Genomic DNA, 301 nt, shown 5'->3' with positions numbered 1-301 from the left:
GTACAAACATTCGTCGATAAGCGGAAAACACCGTTTCGAATGCCGGATATATCAGCAGCAGCGCGGCATACCAGGTCGTGACGTCGGGATTGCGCATTACCAGGAGCAATGCCAGCTCGCCGAGCATGAACCCGATAAAGTAGGCGCCGCCATCGCCCAGGAAAATCAGGCCGACCGGGTAATTCCAGACGAGGAAGCCCGCGGTTGCCCCGGCCACCGTCAACGCGGCAATCAGCACGAATACATCGCCCACCTGCAGCGCCACATTAGCAAGCGAAAGTAGCCCTTAAGGCCATGCTTG

Annotated in this window: 1 pseudogene; it reads right to left on the bottom strand. The window is 57.8% G+C overall.

Going from position 1 to position 301, the window contains the following annotated elements:
• Positions 1-283, bottom strand: a pseudogene (locus KVT32_RS29645) (glycosyl transferase); the annotation flags it as partial.
• Positions 284-301 lie beyond the last annotated feature (18 nt).

This window comes from Achromobacter sp. GbtcB20 (assembly GCF_019091095.1).
GTDB lineage: Bacteria > Pseudomonadota > Gammaproteobacteria > Burkholderiales > Burkholderiaceae_B > Achromobacter > Achromobacter mucicolens.
The sequence above is the reverse complement of the archived record's forward strand: the minus strand, read 5'-3'. Positions and strand labels throughout refer to the sequence as shown.